The sequence below is a fragment of the Limnofasciculus baicalensis BBK-W-15 genome, assembly GCF_024178385.1.
Taxonomy (GTDB): domain Bacteria; phylum Cyanobacteriota; class Cyanobacteriia; order Cyanobacteriales; family Coleofasciculaceae; genus Limnofasciculus; species Limnofasciculus baicalensis.
The window spans coordinates 1-2,529 of the sequence record NZ_JAMZMM010000589.1 but is presented as its reverse complement, the minus strand read 5'-3'; the positions used below and the strand labels follow the sequence as shown (position 1 = coordinate 2,529).

Sequence of the window (2,529 nt, the reverse complement as noted above, 5' to 3'; positions counted from 1 at the left end):
CCACGCCAACCCGAAGCGGGTATGGACGTGGGGATTCCCGCCTGTCTAGCTAAAAAGTTAATTGGCTTGCGGTTATTGAGGCGATTAGAGACAACAGCACGCTAATAGATACAAACTTATGGTAATAAAAAACCACAAGTGGCTATCACTTTTCTGTAGCACACTAAACTGTAGTAATACGCGATCGCAATTTGTAGCTTAGATGGACAAGTCTAGGAGGTGATTGGTTACGGCTATAGTTCGCTATGTTCTAGAATAGGGAATTCTCAAGATTTATGAGGAATTTCAGGGCAACTCAATATATGGAAAAACTATCACTAGTCCTTGTATTACCATTATCACTATCCTTAGCGTTACTAGCACCATCAGGCGCTAACACTCAGAATGTGCCACAACAACCTAGCACTACCACTGAGTTTTGGCCAGAAGCAGAGGAATTAGTCCAACAGCAACTAAATTTAATTAATTGGATGCAACGCGCTTTAACTGGTACAGATGAAAACCAAGTTAAAGGAGCTAGGCGACAATTATTCCTCCATTTAGGAAAGGTGGAACAGTTTCTCAAAGTTCAATACCAAATTCCTCAATTTCTCTGTAGCAATGGGACAGTTGATGCCAATATTCCAGCCAATTTAACCCTACCTCAGCGACAGGTTTACTGCTCTCTATACACCTCCACACAACAACTCAAACCAATGATGGAAGTTTTAGAGAGGCGTTTACCCATGCTGGCAGGTTTAACTGCTACTAATCCTATACCACAAGATAATCCTTCATCTTTGAATTCTCTTCATACCTCCCCAAATTCCAGATTACCAAGAGTATCCCCAGCACCAGATTTCCCGAAACCCGAACCCCTTGTTATTGGTATTCCCGCGAAAACCCCCATTGCTGATTATCCAGCACCGCCATTCCAACCTGCAATCGCACCACCAAGAGAATCTACCCCCACTTTAACTGCCGCAAGGGAAAAACTCCTCGCAGTATTACCTGTTTTTCCTGACTCCACTAAAATTATCGATCCGGGTGAAGATTGGGCTATTTTAGATATCGGTGACTACGGACTTTTGCCCTTAGAAAGGCAGCGGTATGCCCAATTTCTCGCCCAACCAAATCGGGGTATTACCCGTGTCTTACTCGCCCAAACTTATAATCCAGATCCCAATCGGTTGCGAAATCGCCTGAAACCTCCTGTACCAGAGGAATTCTCCTTTGCCGCTCTGGGAGAAACTCCTAGTGGTATAATATCTAAATTGGCGATCGAAATTAAAGATGGCAACTTCCAGATTCCCACGCCGGGACTAAATTACGGTTTTATCGCCAATTTAGGTAAAATTTCTCTCGACGACATCGAAACTAATTTAGAAAATGTCTCCCTTCTCTCACCCCAACAGCAGGATTTATTTCTTAACTATCTTCCTCCCAATCGGGTAGAGGCAATCCAAATCGATCAAAGACGCTTCCTCACAGGGAAAAATGGTATTGGTTTAGTACCACAAATTAGCCCACCCGCATCTACCCAATCGCCAATTATTCTGAATAATACTTATTTGGTGAGATTAGTTCAATTTCAGTTACCGGAGGCAGTGCTAAAAAAGGAACCAATTACCAGGGCACAGCGACGGAATCTCCCTGATATCCTCAAAACGCCTAGTAGCGATCTTCTGGTGGTATTTCAACCTGTCTATCAGCGTTTGGATGGCAGTTACACGGTATTGTGGCGTGTAATCGAGCAGTTTCCAGATCCTAAGATTGAAGATTTATATCGATATGTTGAAATAGAGTAAACCATCCTTCATCCTTTTTATTAGGAGACTTGTCATGAAAAGCATTAAATTATGGTCAGTTTTGTCACTGGGAATTCTATTGACATTAGGAGTAAATCGGGCTAATGCTTTACCAGGAGACACAGTTGAAATGGTCACTTCTTGGATTGCGGCACATCCCACATTGCGCCCTGGTATTGGCGATGGATTATTAGTAAAAAAAAGCAATACAGGAGCGGAAAGGTTTACTTTTCAAGCCACATTTTTACCTCCAGGTAATCTTGGATTTCCCACAGACAGAAGATATATTCGCAGTGAACGTATTTCTTTCTATGACACGATTAATGGAGTAACTCCCCAACGCCTTGAAGAGTCTCTGCGAGTAATTTATGGTCCTGCTATTTATCAAGATTATCAGCGATCTAGACTAGTTTACGACTACCCCACCTCAGAAACTATCGATGTAGCACGGCGACAAAATCGACCTCTTATTATCGCACAACAGGGGAAACTATTGTTAGGTGAAAGGTTTGCTTATTGGCTGGAAGTTACCCAAACCGATAGCGGCAAAGCTTATAATGGACAGGTAATAATTTTCCTCAGAGAGGATTTAGATAAACTGGAAACCGAACTTCGCGATCGCTAATTGGTTATTGGTTATTGGTTATTAATATTTTCTAGGTTTATGAAGTACAGCCCAGAAACCCGGTTTCTTAAAGAAACCGGGTTTCTCTGTACGTCATTTATTTGAAAAGTGGTGTAA

2 protein-coding genes are annotated in these 2,529 nt (G+C 42.2%); both read left to right on the top strand.

The window, feature by feature from the left end; all coding sequences use genetic code 11:
* Positions 1–302 precede the first annotated feature (302 nt).
* Positions 303–1,787 carry a hypothetical protein gene (locus NJ959_RS28430; RefSeq protein WP_254015122.1) on the top strand — a complete coding sequence of 495 codons (1,485 nt, stop codon included), beginning with the start codon at positions 303–305 and terminating at the stop codon, positions 1,785–1,787.
* Positions 1,788–1,821: 34 nt separating this feature from the next.
* A complete protein-coding gene (locus NJ959_RS28425) occupies positions 1,822–2,412 on the top strand; it encodes a hypothetical protein (RefSeq protein WP_254015121.1) in 591 nt (196 codons plus the stop codon).
* Positions 2,413–2,529 lie beyond the last annotated feature (117 nt).

Bases quoted from the DNA above. Each gene is read 5' to 3' on its own strand.
- NJ959_RS28430 (WP_254015122.1), top strand. From the start codon at position 303: ATGGAAAAACTATCACTAGTCCTTGTATTACCATTATCACTATCCTTA.
- NJ959_RS28425 (WP_254015121.1), top strand. From the start codon at position 1,822: ATGAAAAGCATTAAATTATGGTCAGTTTTGTCACTGGGAATTCTATTG.